13 protein-coding genes are annotated in these 14,626 nt (G+C 61.4%); 8 read left to right on the forward strand and 5 right to left on the reverse strand.

All coding sequences use genetic code 11. From position 1 onward, the window contains the following. Positions 1-40 precede the first annotated feature (40 nt). The gene (gene uvrB, locus L598_RS08645) at positions 41-3,043 is read left to right on the forward strand and encodes an excinuclease ABC subunit UvrB (protein WP_144861613.1); all 3,003 of its coding nucleotides are present in this window, start codon (positions 41-43) and stop codon (positions 3,041-3,043) included. Between the two features lie 2 nt (positions 3,044-3,045). Here uvrB and L598_RS08650 read toward each other — a convergent pair whose 3' ends face one another. Further along, positions 3,046-4,236, reverse strand: coding sequence for an OpgC domain-containing protein (locus tag L598_RS08650; RefSeq protein ID WP_144861615.1), 1,191 nt, complete (start codon positions 4,234-4,236; stop codon positions 3,046-3,048). 241 nt (positions 4,237-4,477) lie between these two features. Here L598_RS08650 and L598_RS08655 point away from each other — a divergent pair, with 241 nt between their 5' ends. Then, entirely contained in the window at positions 4,478-4,912 is a 435-nt protein-coding gene (locus tag L598_RS08655) for a glyoxalase/bleomycin resistance/extradiol dioxygenase family protein (RefSeq protein WP_144861617.1), read from the forward strand. 99 nt (positions 4,913-5,011) lie between these two features. Here the strand turns inward: L598_RS08655 and clpS are convergent, their stop codons facing one another. After that, positions 5,012-5,317, reverse strand: a complete 306-nt coding sequence (gene clpS / locus L598_RS08660) for an ATP-dependent Clp protease adapter ClpS (protein WP_144861619.1) — start codon at positions 5,315-5,317, stop codon at positions 5,012-5,014. Between the two features lie 223 nt (positions 5,318-5,540). After that, positions 5,541-5,756 carry a hypothetical protein gene (locus tag L598_RS08665; RefSeq protein ID WP_144861621.1) on the reverse strand — a complete coding sequence of 72 codons (216 nt, stop codon included), beginning with the start codon at positions 5,754-5,756 and terminating at the stop codon, positions 5,541-5,543. Positions 5,757-6,010: 254 nt separating this feature from the next. Here L598_RS08665 and L598_RS08670 point away from each other — a divergent pair, with 254 nt between their 5' ends. From L598_RS08670 to L598_RS08695, 6 genes are all read left to right on the forward strand, one after another. Beyond that, a complete protein-coding gene (locus L598_RS08670; protein ID WP_144861623.1) occupies positions 6,011-7,231 on the forward strand; it encodes an NAD-dependent epimerase/dehydratase family protein in 1,221 nt (406 codons plus the stop codon). 157 nt (positions 7,232-7,388) lie between these two features. After that, complete coding sequence (locus L598_RS08675; protein WP_144861625.1) at positions 7,389-8,369, forward strand: TRAP transporter substrate-binding protein; 981 nt, start codon at positions 7,389-7,391, stop codon at positions 8,367-8,369. A 66-nt stretch (positions 8,370-8,435) separates the two neighbouring features. Then, a complete protein-coding gene (locus L598_RS08680) occupies positions 8,436-8,969 on the forward strand; it encodes a TRAP transporter small permease (RefSeq protein ID WP_144861627.1) in 534 nt (177 codons plus the stop codon). A gap of 6 nt (positions 8,970-8,975) precedes the next feature. Beyond that, positions 8,976-10,247, forward strand: coding sequence for a TRAP transporter large permease (locus L598_RS08685; RefSeq protein WP_144861629.1), 1,272 nt, complete (start codon positions 8,976-8,978; stop codon positions 10,245-10,247). Between the two features lie 24 nt (positions 10,248-10,271). Then, positions 10,272-11,087: a glycosyltransferase gene (locus L598_RS08690; RefSeq protein ID WP_144861631.1), complete on the forward strand. Its 816-nt coding sequence runs from the start codon at positions 10,272-10,274 to the stop codon at positions 11,085-11,087. Next, entirely contained in the window at positions 11,056-11,994 is a 939-nt protein-coding gene (locus L598_RS08695; protein ID WP_246658684.1) for an NAD(P)-dependent oxidoreductase, read from the forward strand. Before L598_RS08690 ends, L598_RS08695 begins: the two co-directional genes overlap by 32 nt. Before the next feature lie 128 nt (positions 11,995-12,122). On the opposite strand, the gene L598_RS08700 is transcribed toward L598_RS08695, so the two are convergent. Then, a complete protein-coding gene (locus tag L598_RS08700; protein WP_144861633.1) occupies positions 12,123-13,340 on the reverse strand; it encodes a mandelate racemase/muconate lactonizing enzyme family protein in 1,218 nt (405 codons plus the stop codon). 81 nt (positions 13,341-13,421) lie between these two features. Beyond that, positions 13,422-14,513, reverse strand: a complete 1,092-nt coding sequence (locus L598_RS08705; protein WP_246658685.1) for a Zn-dependent alcohol dehydrogenase — start codon at positions 14,511-14,513, stop codon at positions 13,422-13,424. Positions 14,514-14,626 lie beyond the last annotated feature (113 nt).

Here is a 14,626-nt window from a genome sequence, read left to right on the forward strand (position 1 = left end):
CACTCTTTGCAATCGCAAAGAGTCTCTCCATATTCGGGTCATGGCCAAAACCCCTGAGAAGAAATCCGTCGTGAACGGCGGCAACGAGCGTTCAGGCGCGCCAAACGGATTCGAGGAAGCGCCGCAGGCGGAATTCGAAGGCGCGCCGCTGACGGGTTCGATTTCAGGCTGGGCCGACGAGATCGCGCGCGAGGCGGAAAAGGCTTCCCCCTCAACCTCATCCCCGCCCGGTCGGATTGTGTCCGACCACCCTTCCTACAAAGGGGACAAAGGGGAGGGTAAGGCGGCGCGTAAGGTACCCGAGCGCTCCACGGCGCCGAGCAGGACCGCCCGCGGCACTTCCATGGGTGGCGCGGCAACGGCGAAGGAACGCGCGGCGGCCGGGCTCAATCCGGTGGCGGGACTGGACGTGTCGCTGGAGGAGGCCGAAACCCTCAATTCGTCGGGCGTGACGGCGACCGTCGCCGCGCTTTCGAAGCTGATCGAAGGCGGCAATCCGCTGCACAAGAACGGCCAGATCTGGACTCCTCACCGGCCCGACCGACCGGAGAAATCCGAGGGCGGCATCGCGCTGAAGATGGAGACCGCATTCGAGCCGTCCGGCGACCAGCCGACGGCGATCGCCGATCTCGTGGCGGGTGTAAGGGAGAATGAACGCACCCAGGTGCTGCTCGGCGTCACCGGCTCGGGCAAGACCTTCACCATGGCCAAGGTGATAGAGGAGACGCAGCGCCCGGCGCTGATCCTGGCGCCCAACAAGACGCTGGCCGCCCAGCTTTACGGCGAGTTCAAGTCCTTCTTCCCGAACAATGCCGTCGAATATTTCGTCTCCTATTACGACTACTACCAGCCGGAGGCATACGTTCCGCGCACTGATACCTTCGTGGAGAAGGAATCCTCCATCAACGAGCAGATCGACCGCATGCGCCACTCGGCGACGCGATCCCTGCTCGAACGCGATGATGTGATCATCGTCGCCTCGGTTTCCTGCATCTATGGTATCGGCTCGGTCGAGACCTATACGGCCATGACCTTCCAGATGCAGGTCGGCGACAGGCTCGACCAGCGTCAGCTCCTGGCCGATCTGGTGGAGCAGCAATACAAGCGCCAGGATGTCAATTTCACGCGCGGCTCGTTCCGTGTGCGCGGCGACACGATCGAGATATTTCCGGCCCACCTCGAGGACCGGGCCTGGCGCATCACCATGTTCGGGGACGAGATCGAATCCATCACCGAATTCGATCCGCTGACGGGCAAGAAGACCGATGCGCTGAAATCGGTGAAGATCTACGCCAATTCGCACTATGTGACGCCGCGCCCGACACTCAACCAGGCCATCAAGTCGATCAAGGAGGAACTCAGGTTCCGACTTGAGGAACTGACGCGGGCCGGCCGTCTGCTGGAGGCGCAGCGGCTGGAGCAGCGCACGCGCTTCGATCTGGAAATGCTGGAGGCGACCGGCTCCTGCGCCGGCATCGAGAACTATTCGCGCTATCTGACCGGCCGTGCGCCGGGTGAGCCGCCTCCGACACTGTTCGAATACATCCCCGACAACGCCTTGATCTTCATCGACGAGAGCCATGTGACGGTGCCGCAGATCGGCGGCATGTACCGAGGGGACTTCAGGCGCAAGGCCACTCTGGCCGAATACGGCTTCCGGTTGCCGTCGTGCATGGACAACCGGCCGCTGCGCTTCGAGGAATGGGATGCGATGCGGCCGCTCACCATCGCTGTTTCGGCGACCCCGGGCGCCTGGGAGATGGAGCAGTCGGGCGGCGTCTTTGCCGAGCAGGTCATCCGTCCGACCGGCCTGATCGATCCGCCGGTCGAGGTGCGTCCCGCCAAATCCCAGGTTGATGACGTGCTGGGCGAGATTCGGGAAACCACGGCCAAGGGCTATCGCACGCTGGTGACGGTGCTGACCAAGCGCATGGCCGAAGACCTGACGGAATACCTGCATGAGCAGGGCATCCGCGTCCGCTACATGCATTCCGACATCGACACGCTGGAGCGCATCGAGATCCTGCGCGACCTGCGCCTCGGCGCCTTCGACGTGCTGGTCGGCATCAATCTTCTGCGCGAGGGCCTCGACATTCCCGAATGCGGCTTTGTCGCCATCCTAGATGCCGACAAGGAGGGCTTCCTCCGGTCCGAGACCTCGCTGATCCAGACGATCGGCCGGGCGGCGCGAAATGTCGACGGGAAGGTCATCCTTTATGCCGATACCGTCACCGGCTCCATGCAGCGCGCGATGGACGAGACCAACCGGCGGCGCGAGAAGCAGCTCGAATACAATGCCGAGCACGGCATCACGCCGGAAAGCGTCAAGAAGAACATCGCCGATATCCTGGACTCGGTCTACGAGCGCGACCATGTGCGCGCTGACATTTCCGGTTTTGCCGAGGAGGGCGCTCTTGTAGGCAATAATATGGCAGCCCATCTGGAGCATCTGGAAAAGCAGATGCGCGATGCCGCTGCCGACCTCGATTTCGAGAAGGCGGCGCGCCTGCGCGACGAGATCAAGCGACTGCGCGAGACGGAACTCGCCATTGCCGACGATCCGCTTGCCCGCGAGGTGGAACTGGAAAGTCCGGATTCCGGACGGCGCAAGGGACAGCACAACAAGGGCCGGCAAAGGCACAGGACGGCGGAGGGGCAGGGCGGCAAATCCACCCTCTTCGCCAAGCCGGAGCTTGACGATATGGGCCGCTCGGGCAGCTATGCCGGGCGCGCCGGCGATGCTCCGCGCTCCCTTTTCAAGAAGCAGAGTGCCTCGGAGGCACACAGCTCCGATTACGGCGTTCCGGAGGACCATAGGGCGTCGCTATTCCGCAAGAATACGCTCGACGAGATGACCGTCGGCCGGACGGAAAAGCCGCTTGGCCGGGCACGGCCGGKCAAGCCGCAATCCGTTTCGTCGCCAAGAGCTGAAGATGCAAAACCCGTCCGCCGGGAACGGACGGGCATCGGCTCATACGAGGATCCGGCGGATGAGCGGCGTCAGAAACGCCGCCCGGGCAAGACCGGTCGGCCCGGGCGATAGAATCAAGCCTTTGCCGGGGCCTCCCGCTTGCCGAAGAATCTGTCCCGCTCGCGATAGAGGGCGGGAATGGCGAGCGATGCCACTGCCGTAAGGGCGATTGCCGTCTTGCTCCATTCCGTGAAGGGCCCATGGTGGTAATCGAAGGCCTTCAGCAGATAGACCAGGATCACGTGGAAGCTGTAGACCTGCAGCGAATGTCGTCCGAGCAGCCTCAGGAAGGAGAGGCTGAAGACAAGGCTGAGCCCGTTGCCAAGCGCGCGCACGACTGCATTCTCTGATCTCGGCCCGGCCATCACCGTCCAGGCGACCAGGTAACCGGTGGCGGCGAAATTCGCCAGATAGATGAAGCTGAATTCTACGCGGTCATCCAGGCCGGCAAATTGCTTGGCCATGTCCTCGGGCATGATCTTGAAGGTGAAGCCGAGTCGTATGGCCATGAAGATCAGCACGCCGGCAAGGGCCGTCCAGGCCCAGACGGTGCGCTGCGGGTCCATCGCCTTTTTCCAGTCGATCTGACCCGTCGCGGTCAGGGCGCCGAGAACGAGACCCGACATGAAGACAATCTGCCAGGCAAGGACGTTGAATGCCGTGCGGAAGGTATCGCCGTCATAGAGCCAGGCCAAGAAAGCGCGGATACCGTCCGCCAGCGGGTAGTTGAGCCCTACCTGGACGGCGAGCCACAGGATGGCGGACATCGCCACGACCGCCCGCCAGTGCCCGGTCACGCACAGCCATATGAGGGGCGGCGAAACCAGCAGATAGACGATGTATTGCGGCAGAATGTCCATATAGGTCGGCTGGTAGAGCAGCAGCGCCGCGGCGACCGCGAAGAAGGGATCGGGCTTGCTGAGGTCCCAGAGCCAAGGCTCCCAATAAGTCTGAGATCCTTTCAATAGCATGCCCAGGATCACGATTGTTGCAATGCAGCCGATCGCGTAGCGGTAGAGTTCGAAGGCACGCTTGCGCACCTTGAGCGCACCGGCTGCATAGCCCTGCTTGCGCATCCGGTTGGCATAGACCATGCCGACCAGCAGGCCCGACAAGAAAACGAAACCTTGTGCGTCCTGGACATAGCCAAGTTCGCCGTGATTGAACTTCACCAGCAAATAACCACCGGCGAATGACAGATGGTTCAGCATCATGAATACGAGGAAATATCCTCGCATGCCGTCCAGGATCTCCAGGCGTCGCATGTTCTCTTTCAACTCGATTGTCGGACTGGCCCCTTCAGCTGTCCATAGCTTGCCCATTCAGACGGAAGAATGACACCGAAGGGCGACGGTTCCCGCAACTTCATCTTCTTCACGAAATTTTTCGTGACCGGGAAGAGCGGAATCGAGGAACAAAAATTGCGCCAGCCCGTCGGATTCCCGCTTTTTGGTTCGTCTTTCAGACAATTTCCACCGGCACGATCCAATCAGGAGGATACCGACGATGAGCGATACGACAGAAACCGCCCCGCAGCAGATGAAGGTTCTCGGCGGGCTTACCCCTTACCTGACGATAGACAACGGCGCGCTGAAGGCGGCTGAATTCTACGGAAAGGCTTTCGGCGCGGAGCAGGTCTTCTTCTATCCGCCGGACGAGAAGGGCCGTACCATGCATGTTCATGTGCATGTCAACGGCTCGTCGCTGATGCTGTCCGACGGTTATCCCGAACATGGCCATCCGGCCGAGAAACCGCAGGGCTATACCCTGCAGCTTCACCTGGCGAGCGAGGAGATCGATCAGTGGTGGCAGCGCGCCGTCGATGCGGGCTGCGAGGTCGTCATGCCGCTGGACACGATGTTCTGGGGCGATCGCTGGGGTCTCCTGCGCGACCCATTCGGGGTCGAATGGGGCATGAATGCAACCGTGAAATCAGCCTGAGATCTTGTTGCGGACTGCTTCTGAGCGCCGCAATAGGGCAATTCTCCGACCGGAATACATCTTCGGCCGGGCAGGGGCGGCGCGACGCCTTCTACGCGGTCATTCTTCCGGCTCGGTCGTAAACAGAAGAGGGTATCCGGCGCGTTTGCCAGCGTCGGTTGCCCGCGTGGCCTTGGTCTCGGCGACATCCTTGGTAAAGACGGCCACCACGCAGACGCCCCGGCGATGCGCCGTGATCATCACCCGATAGGCCTGGTCTTCGCTCAGCCGGAATTCGGCCTCGAGCACGCGAACCACGAATTCGCGCGGTGTGAAGTCGTCATTGACAAGAATGACCTTGTGAAGCTTCGGCCGTTCGGTCTTGGGCTTCGTTCTCGTCCGCGGTACGGTAACGGCATCGCTCATCTTGCTGTCCGCCATTGTCCATTCTGCCATTGGAGAGGCGCATGGTCCATGTGTCTTGCCGGATGTGGGGCGCAAGCCGGAACGCCACAAAGGCGGACCTGCGAAAACCGTCCGGCTCAGAACCGGCCCGCTCTGTCCTTGGATCCAGTCAGCTTTTCGAGATCGTGCCTGCGAAGAATCTTCTCGTCGAGAATCCGCCCGCGGCTGCGCGGAATTCCGCAACTCAGGCGTTGCAGTCCAGTCCGGCATGCACGAGGTTGAGCGGCATGCGTGCGCCATTCCGCCAGGTCCGCATGACTCTGCCTGCGACTGCCTCGCGTTTGGCACGATCCGTGGATTTTATGCCGAGTTCGGTGCATACCGCTTCGATAGCATCCTGCATCAGGGCCAAATCCTCGGTATCGTAAATGCCAATATCGGCCTTTCTGGAACCAGCCATGACCGATCCTCCTCCACAATGCGGAAGCGGTATACCGCTTGTCCCGCAGCACCCAAACGCATTGCCAGCGCCAGCCTGCTGCATCAGGGCGAAATAACATATTACACTATTATGGCGGACATATGAACTCACCCGCGGCTGCATCGGGAAAAAATACCGCAGCTATGTTCCTATCGGGTTTGCAACCGTAGAATACAATTTCTGTCACATATGGCATCTAATCGCTGTCATATATTCAGGAAGGGAACGATTCGATGAAGATTGCAGTCCTTGGCGGCGACGGCTTTGTCGGCTGGCCGACATCTTTGCATTTGTCGGAGCAGGGGCATGACGTCCATATTCTCGACAATCTTTCCCGGCGGTGGATCGACACGGAACTGGGTGTCCAGTCGCTGACGCCGATGGACTCGATACAGGAGCGCACGCGCATCTGGCACCAGGAGACCGGCCGGCGCATCCATTTCCATCTCATCGATCTGGCGCGCGACTACGAGGTGCTGAAGGCGTGGCTGGCCGAAAACCGGCCGGATGCGATCATCCACTTTGCCGAGCAACGCGCCGCGCCCTATTCGATGAAGAGCGACCGTCACAAGAACTATACGGTCAACAACAACGTCAACGCGACGCACAACCTGCTCAATGCGCTGGTCGCGGTCGATCTGGACGCTCATCTCGTCCATCTCGGCACCATGGGCGTCTACGGCTATTCGACGGTTGGCGCGGCCATCCCCGAGGGCTATCTGCCGGTCGGCATAGACACGCTGGATGGCGAAACGGTGAAGCAGGAGATACTGTATCCGGCCAATCCCGGCTCGATCTATCATATGACCAAGTGCCTGGATCAGCTTCTGTTCCAGTTCTACGCCAAGAACGACGGGCTGAGGATCACCGACCTGCATCAGGGCATTGTCTGGGGCACGCATACCGAGCAGACCAGGCGGCATGAACAGCTCATCAACCGCTTCGACTATGACGGCGATTACGGGACGGTGCTGAACCGCTTCCTGATCCAGGCGGCGATCGGCTATCCGCTGACGGTGCACGGCACCGGCGGCCAGACCCGCGCCTTCATCCATATCCAGGATTCGGTGCGCTGCATCGAACTGGCTCTGAAGAGCCCGCCGCAACGCGGCGACCGCGTGAAGATCTTCAACCAGATGACGGAGACGCACCGGGTGCGTGATCTTGCCGAGCTCGTGGCCGGGCTGACGGGCGGGCAGGTGGCCTATCTGCCCAATCCGCGCAAGGAGGCGGCGGAAAACGATCTGGTGGTGGAGAACGAGCAGTTCCTGGCGCTCGGCCTCAACCCGATCACACTCGCCGAGGGGCTGCTGGAGGAAGTGATCGACGTTGCCAGGAAATACGCCTATCGCGTCGATCGCAGCCGCATTCCCGCCGTCTCCGCATGGACCAGGGACATTGCGCCGACGCTGGAACATGATCCGGAAGGCAAGCGCCTGAAAAGCGTCTCCTGAGCTCCCTTCCACCTTCCACGGCGGTGCGCTGGCTCCCGAAGCCGGTGTGCCGCCGACCTTATCCTCTATTGCCAGTTGACATTGTGCCCGTTGGCAAACCAAAAGACCGGGCGAACCCTGCGACGGGGAAGATCAATCAATCGGGGAGGATTTCCAGATGATTTTTATGACGAAAGCATGGGCTGGCATCGCCTTCGGTGCGGCCATGCTGATGGCGGGAACCGTTTACGCGGTCGAGCTCAAGGCCGGCTATTCGCTGCCGGAAACCTCGCATTATGGCGTTGGCGCACAGGTGCTGGCGGAAGAAATAGCAAAGCGCACGAATGGCAAATACACTGTGAAGGGCTATCCGTCGAATGCGCTGGGCGGCGAGCGCGAAATGGTCGAAGGCGCCCAGATCGGCACCGTCGACATCGTGCTTACCTCAACCGGGCCGGTTGGCAATTTCGTGCCCGATACGCTGATTACCGACATTCCCTTCCTTTTCAAGGATTACGAGCATGCGCATGCGGTGCTTGACGGCCCGATCGGGCAGGAGATCCTGGACAAGTTTCCCGAGCATGATCTGATCGCGCTGGCCTGGACGGAAAACGGCTTCCGCAATCTCACCAATTCCAGACATGCGGTGGAGAAGCCCGAGGACGCCGCCGGCCTCAAGATCCGCACCATGGAAAATCCAGTGCATATGGAAGCCTTCAGCCAGATCGGCATATTGCCGACGCCCATGGCCTTTCCCGAACTGTTCACCGCGCTCCAGCAGGGCACGGTCGATGGCCAGGAGAATCCGATCGGCGTGATTGTCTCGGCGAAATTTTCGGAAGTGCAGAAATATCTGTCACTGACCAATCACGTCTATTCCCCGGCGCTCATCATTCTTTCGCCGGTCGTCTGGGACGGTCTGACCGACGAGGAGAAGACCGCCTTCAAGGAAGCCGCGAAGGTCGCCGCCAAGGCCATGCGCGAGAAGGTTCGCGCCGACGCCGAATCGGGCGTCGAAACGCTGCGCAGCCAGGGCATGGAAGTGGTCGATAATGTCGATCGGGAAGCCTTCGAAAAGGCACTCGAGCCGCTGATGGCGAAATATGCCGAACAGTTTGGCAAGGAGCGCCTGGAGGCTATCCGCAACTATAAGTACTAGGCCGTTTCCGCCTTCCAGCAACCAGGCCGGACGCGATCAGCGTCCGGCATCGGACAAGGGCGCTCGATGCTATCTGTTCTTCAGACCATAGATCGCTGGGTGGTCCGGCTTTCGCTGAGTGTCGCCATGGTGCTCCTGGCCCTGATGTCCTGCGTCACCTTCTACCAGGTCATTACCCGTTTCGTGCTCGAAAGCCCGTCCACCTGGTCAGAGGTCACGGCGCGGGCGCTGATGATATGGATGGTCTATCTCGGTCTCGTCGCAACCCTGCGGATGGGCGCACTGATCTCGATAGATCTCATATTCGAGCTTGTCCCCGATGCGGTGCGCCGGCTGCTTTCGCTGGTTATAGCCGCCGTCACGCTTGCGGTGCTCTGCGTGATGATCTGGTACGGCTGGCTGATGGCCGAGCGGACGAGTTCGCAGACGCTGGCCGGCCTCGTCGACCCGATCACCGGCATGCGCATATCGATAGGCATCGTCTATGCGGCCATACCGGTGGGCGCGGCGCTGTCCGTCGTCGCGGTGCTGGCACGCCTGGTTGAAGACCTGGTCAATCCTCCCCGCCCTGCCGCCGAGCAGGAAATCCACGAGGTCTGAGCGGCGATGTCCACATTCATGCTTATCGCCATGGTGGTTCTGTTCGCCGCAGGCGTACCCATTGCGATCGCCATAGCTGCGGCCTCGATCGGAGGCATCGCCTTTTTCACGCCGCTGCCGCTGCTGGTTGCGGCACAGAAGCTGATGACCTCCATCGATTCCTTCCCGCTGATGGCTGTGCCGTTCTTCATCCTGGCGGGCAATCTCATGGAAGCGGGCGGCATCTCCGCCCGGCTGGTCGAATTCGCCAAGACGATCGTCGGCGGCGTGCGGGGCGGGCTTGCCTGCTCCTGCGTGCTCACCTGCATGATCTTTGCCTCGGTGTCAGGCTCGTCCGTGGCGACGACTTTCGCCATCGGCGCGATCCTCATCCCGGCCATGGCCCGCCATGGATACCCGAAAAGCTTCGCCGCCGCGCTTCAGGCGACCTCCGCTGAACTCGGTGTCATCATTCCGCCGTCGATCCCGCTCATCCTTTATGGTGTCAGTGCCGAGGTCTCGATCGGCTCGCTTTTCGTCGCCGGCTTCGGCCCGGGCCTGCTGATCGGCGGCGCGCTGATGATCTTCGTCTATTTCTATTGCCGTTGGAATGGCTGGGGTGCCAATGACCATGTCGACCGGCTCGATCTTCTGTCGGCGGTCAAGCAGGCTTTCCTGGCCCTGCTCATGCCGGTCATCATTGTCGGCGGCATCTATCAGGGCGTCTTTACCCCGACCGAGGCATCGGTGGTCGCGGTCTTCTACGCCCTTCTTCTCGGCGTGTTCGTCTACCGCACCCTGGGCGTGAAGGAGATCGTCGGGGTTCTCCGCCGCTCGGTGATTTCCTCGACCATCATCATGTTCATCATTGCTGCGGCCGGCCTCTTCTCGTTCCTGATCACGCGGGCGGGTGTGCCGGCAACCATCGGTGCGTGGCTTGGGGAGATGATGGACAGCCACCTGACCTTCCTGCTGGCAGTCAACATCTTTCTGTTCGTCGTCGGCATGTTCATAGAGACCTCGGCGGCGATCATCGTGCTGGCGCCGATCCTTGCCCCTGTCGCGATCTCCTTCGGTGTCGATCCGGTCCATTTCGGGTTGATCATGGTGGTCAATCTCGCGCTTGGCATGATCACGCCGCCACTCGGCGTGAATCTCTTCGCTGCCTGCCAGGTGGCGGGATTGCCGTTGCAACGCGTGATCCCGAAGCTCCTGCCTTTCGTGCTGGTCTGCCTCGTTTGCCTGATGGTGATCACCCATGTTCCTGAGATATCCATCGGCCTGCTGCAATTCTTCTGATAGGGGAGCGTTTCAGGAACAGCGATGACTGGTCGCCACAACGCCTATGTGACGCTGGTCACAAACGCCGATTATGCGACGGGTGCGGCGGCGCTACTGCGTTCGCTGAAACTGGCAGGCGCGACGGCAGATATGGTCGTGCTGCACACGGGCGGGGTCGGCGCGTCGGATCTGGATATGCTGCGGGCCCTGGGGGCGCGTCTCGTCACGGCCGACCTGCTGCCGACCTCCGCAGCCTTCAATGAGCGCCATGCGAGGGCGAAAATTCACGCCGATGCCCCTTTCACCAAAGGCAAGAAGCCGGCCTTCCATACGCCGCTCGACAATTTCGCCAAATTGAGGCTCTGGCAATTGACCGAATATGAAACGGTCATCTTCATAGACGCCGACGCGTTGGTACTGCGCAACATCGACCGGCTGTTCGCCTATCCGGAATTTTCCGCCGCTCCCAACGTCTATGAGACGCTGGCGGATTTTCATCGGCTGAATTCCGGCGTTTTCGTCGCCAAGCCCTCGGAAGAGACATTTGCCAGGATGCTGGCGAAGCTCGATGCTCCGGACGCCTATTGGCGGCGCACCGACCAGACCTTCCTGCAGGCCTTCTTTCCCGACTGGCACGGCCTGCCGGTCTTCTTCAACATGCTGCAATATGTCTGGTTCAACCTGCCGGAACTGTGGGACTGGAAGTCGATCTCGGTCGTCCATTACCAATATGAAAAGCCCTGGGAGAAGGATCATCCGAAGGCCGACCGTCTGGGCCCACTGATCGAACTCTGGCATGCCTATCACAGCGGCGAAGGAATCCCGGATGTCGATGCCCTTCCCAATCCTCGGCTCTAGGAACGCAAAAAGCGTGCTTGTCTCGGGCGGGACAGGCTTTGTCGGGCGCTTCATCGTGGAAGGCTTGTTGGCGGCCGGTTACCGGGTGATGGTTGCGGGCAGGCACCGTCCGGAGGCCGGTTTCTTTTCCGGGCATGTGGATTTTGCGGAACTCGATCTCGACCGTGACGCTGGCTACGAACGGCTGTTCGAAGGGATCGGGCATTTCGTTCACGCCGCCTTCGACCACCTTCCGGGAAAATACCGTGGCGGGGAAGGAGAGGATGCGCAAGGGTTCCGCCGGCGAAATCTCGCTGCGACGGCGAAGCTCTTCGAGGCTGCGAGAAATGCCGGCATCGGTCGCGCGGTCTTCCTCTCCAGCCGCGCTGTCTATGGAACTCAGCCGCCGGGCGCCACCCTTTACGAAACGACCGAGCCGCATCCGGACACGCTCTATGGCGAAGTCAAGCTCGGCGCGGAAAAGGTGCTGCTTGACCTGACGAGCGGGAATTTCACCCCAGCGGTGCTGCGCGTCACAGGCGTGTATGGGAGCGCGGGATTGGGACATCGGCATAAATGGGCGCCGCTTTTCGCGGACTACCTTGCTGGCCGGGCCATAGAGCCGCGCGCGGGCACGGAGGTGCATGGCCAGGACGTTGCCGGCGCAACACGCCTGATGCTGGAGGGGGCGTCCGACAAAATCGCGGGCGAGATCTTCAACGTCTCGGATATTCTCGTTGATCGCCGCGATGTTCTAGCTCTGGTGCAGCGCGAGACCGGCTCGGCAAATACACTGCCGCAAGCGGCAGATGCGGGCAGCCTCAATGTTATGGATGCCACCAAGTTGCGTGCGCTCGGCTGGCGAAGCGGGGGAAAGAAGCTGCTCGACCGCACCGTGGCGGAACTCGTGGCGGAAATAACTCGTTGAAGAATACCGCTTCGTCATCGCGGAAGCGGCGGAGCGAAGCGATGCTGCTGTCCGCGATCCATTCCGTGACCTTGCCGCGTCACGGAATGGGTCCCGGCTCTCGCCCGTCCGGGATGACAATCGGGAGTTCAAGGAAACAGCGGATCAGGGGCCATTTCGAGGTGCAGGCGCTGGCCGTCGTAAGGATGCGCCTTGCAGACCGCCTCGTCGAGCTCGACGCCCAGTCCGGGCTCTTTTGACGGAATGACCCAGCCGTCCTCCCATTCGATCTTCCTTTTCAGAAGCTTTTCGTGGAAGCCGTCCCAGGTCTTGATCGATTCCAGGATGAGAAAGTTCGGCAGGGTCGCGGCGAGCTGAATGTTGGCCGCAGCCACGATCGGCCCGCAATAGCAGTGCGGCGCGACCTGTATGTGATACGCCTCGGCCATGGCAGCGATCTTTTTGGCTTCCAGAATGCCGCCCACGCGACCGAGATCAGGCTGCAGGATGGTGGCGGCCCGGTTCTCGATGACACGCGCGAACTCCCATTTCGTCGCGAGCCTCTCGCCGGTCGCGACCGGAATGGATGTTCCGCGCGCCACCTCGGCCATCACTTCCGGCATGTCGGGCGGAACAGGTTCCTCGAACCAGAGCGGATCGTAAGGTTCGATGGCGCGCGCCATGCGCAGTGCGCCGGAGGCGGTGAACTGGCCGTGCGTTCCGAACAGGATATCAGCTCTGGTGCCCACCGCTTCACGGATCGCCTTGATCATACGGGCGGCAAGGTCGATGTCACAGAGGCGGGGCTGGTGACCATCGAAGGCCGTATAGGGTCCGGCCGGATCGAGCTTCACGGCGTTGAAGCCCTGGGCCACATATTCGGCGGCGCACTCGGCCGCCAGATCGGGGTCGTTATAGACGTTGCGATCGGGATTGTCCGCCTCCGCCGGGACGGCACTGCCCGTCTGCGGGTAAAGATAGGTGTAGGAGCGCAGCCGCTCATGCACCTGTCCACCGATCAGCTTGTAGACCGGCTTGCCCGCCTCCTTGCCGATGATATCCCAGCAGGCCATTTCGAGCGCCGAGACGCAGCCCATCATCGAGATGTCCGGTCGCTGGCTGAAACCGGAGGAATAGGCGCGGCGGAAGAAGCTTTCGACATCGTGAGGGTCTTTGCCGATCAGATAGCGTTCGGCCACGTCCTCGATCATGCGCGCCGTCACATGCGGCCCGAAAGTGGCGTTGTAAGCCTCGCCATAACCGGTCACGCCGCCGTCCGTCGTCAGTTTCACGAAGATGAAGTAGCGGCCGCCGAGCCCCGGAGGCGGATTGCCAACGACAAAAGTGGAGATGTCGGTGATTTTCAAGAGTTCCTCCGGAGCGGCAGTCGGCAGGTCGGCAATCGGCAGTCGACAGCGAATTTTTGCGACTGCCGATCTGCCGACTGCCTAAAACACAATCACATTCCGCAGCGCCTTACCGTCGTTCACCGCCGCGATAGCCTGGTTGATCTCGCCGAGAGGGTAACGGCCGGTGATGAGCTCGTCGAGCTTCAATCGCCCGGCGCGATAGTGCTCCACGAGTTGCGGGATGTCGGTCGCGATCGTCGCTTCGCCCATCTTGGAGCCGAGGATCTTCTGGTTCCAGGCAGCAAGCGTGCCCGGGTCGTATTCGGCAAGGACGCCCGTCGGCGGCATGCCGACCACGACGACGCTGCCATTCTTGGTGATGTAGTCGAAGGCGCGATCGAAGGCCGGCTTCGCTCCCACCGTGACGAATACGAAATCCACGCCGCGCCCAGCCGTGAACGCCTTGATCTCCGCTGCCGCGTCGCTTTTGGCCGGGTTGACGGTATGGGTAGCGCCGAAACGGCGCGCCGCTTCCAGCTTGCTGTCGCTGAGGTCGATGGCGACGATCGTTCCGGCGCCGGCGATCGCCGCGCCCTGGATGCTGTTCAGCCCCACGCCACCGCAGCCGACGACGGCCACATGATGGCCGGGCTTCACCCTGGCCGTGTTTACGACCGCCCCGAAGCCGGTGATGACGCCGCAGGCAAGCAGCGAAGCTTCCGCGAAAGGCATGTCTCCCGGGATGGCTACTAGCTGGCTCTCATGCACGACGACTTTTTCGGCAAAGGCGCCGGTGCGCATCGCCTGGACATAAGCTTCGCCGGTAGCGTCGCTCAGCGGGCTTTTCTGGTCGAGCGGGAAGACTTCCTCGCACATGACCCTGCTGCCCTGCATGCAATAGTGACAGCCGCCGCAGGAGCGGATGAGCGTGACCACGACATGGTCACCGTTTTTGAAGTCGGTCACCCCCGTACCCACTTGGCTGACCACGCCGGCCGCTTCGTGGCCATAGACGGCGGGCAGATCGCCGCCCCACGCCCCTTCGGCATAGGAGATGTCGGAATGGCAGATGGCGCAGGCCTTGATGTCGACCATCACCTCGCCAGGGCCGGGCGGTGCGATCCGGATGTTCTCTATGATCAATGGCTTGCCGAATTCGCGGCAGATGGCGGCTTTGATGGTGGTGGTCACGTCTTGCCTCGTTCGATCGTCGGCATCGAAGATTAGGCGAGTGTCAAAAGCCGCGGGTACGGCAAAGACGACACCTTACGTCGGTTATCCGTCAACATTCCACTATGCAGCAG

The organism is Mesorhizobium sp. J18 (assembly GCF_007829525.1).
Taxonomy (GTDB): Bacteria; Pseudomonadota; Alphaproteobacteria; order Rhizobiales; family Rhizobiaceae; genus VLJP01.

Bases quoted from the DNA above. Each gene is read 5' to 3' on its own strand.
- L598_RS08650 (WP_144861615.1), bottom strand. From the start codon at position 4,236: ATGCGACGCCTGGAGATCCTGGACGGCATGCGAGGATATTTCCTCGTA.
- L598_RS08655 (WP_144861617.1), top strand. From the start codon at position 4,478: ATGAGCGATACGACAGAAACCGCCCCGCAGCAGATGAAGGTTCTCGGC.
- clpS (WP_144861619.1), bottom strand. From the start codon at position 5,317: ATGAGCGATGCCGTTACCGTACCGCGGACGAGAACGAAGCCCAAGACC.
- L598_RS08665 (WP_144861621.1), bottom strand. From the start codon at position 5,756: ATGGCTGGTTCCAGAAAGGCCGATATTGGCATTTACGATACCGAGGAT.
- L598_RS08670 (WP_144861623.1), top strand. From the start codon at position 6,011: ATGAAGATTGCAGTCCTTGGCGGCGACGGCTTTGTCGGCTGGCCGACA.
- L598_RS08675 (WP_144861625.1), top strand. From the start codon at position 7,389: ATGATTTTTATGACGAAAGCATGGGCTGGCATCGCCTTCGGTGCGGCC.
- L598_RS08680 (WP_144861627.1), top strand. From the start codon at position 8,436: ATGCTATCTGTTCTTCAGACCATAGATCGCTGGGTGGTCCGGCTTTCG.
- L598_RS08685 (WP_144861629.1), top strand. From the start codon at position 8,976: ATGTCCACATTCATGCTTATCGCCATGGTGGTTCTGTTCGCCGCAGGC.
- L598_RS08690 (WP_144861631.1), top strand. From the start codon at position 10,272: ATGACTGGTCGCCACAACGCCTATGTGACGCTGGTCACAAACGCCGAT.
- L598_RS08695 (WP_246658684.1), top strand. From the start codon at position 11,056: ATGTCGATGCCCTTCCCAATCCTCGGCTCTAGGAACGCAAAAAGCGTG.